Annotated in this window: 1 pseudogene; it reads left to right on the top strand. The window is 38.8% G+C overall.

Annotation, left to right across the window (positions count from 1 at the left end):
- Positions 1 to 405, top strand: a pseudogene (locus tag SLH52_RS23320) (hypothetical protein); the annotation flags it as partial.
- Positions 406 to 577: the final 172 nt, after the last annotated feature.

The following is a 577-nucleotide window of genomic DNA, read 5'->3' as shown; positions in this document are numbered from 1 at the left end:
TTAACTAAAACAAAATTAAAAGACCAAAAGATTTGTGCCATAGATCTTGGAATCACAAACTCTGCGGTTTGTTCAGTTATGGATTCAACCGGAACTGTCTTGGCTCGAAAGTTTATTAACCAGCCAAAAGAAAAAGACCGATTGTATACAATGACGAACAAATTACGCAAAGTACAAGCGATTACTGGCTGGATAGCTGCTCCTAACTTTTGGCGTAGAATCAATGGAATTCAAAAACACATTGTAAACAATACTTCTTACAAAATCGTGAAGTTCGCTCGCGAGCATAATTGCGATGTAATTGTCTTAGAGTACCTGGATAAAATGAAAACCCCAAAGGGAGGGGTACTACGGTGCAAAGAAACTTCGTTTCAAGCTCCATTATTGGAGAAAAAAAGGGATTAAAAACAAAGTCACTCAAATGGCTCACTACCTCGGAATGCGTATTTCTAGAATTAACGCTAGAAATACAAGTGCCTTAGCTTTTGATGGTTCGGGAGAAGTAGAGAGAAACCCTAAAAAAGACCTTGCCACGTTCTCGACGGGCAAAGTTTATCATGCGGATTTATCAGCTTCT

The organism is Cytobacillus sp. IB215665 (genome assembly GCF_033963835.1).
Classification (GTDB): Bacteria; Bacillota; Bacilli; order Bacillales; family SM2101; genus Nanhaiella.
Note: the sequence above shows the minus strand (reverse complement) of the source record. Positions and strands in the feature narration are given on the sequence as shown.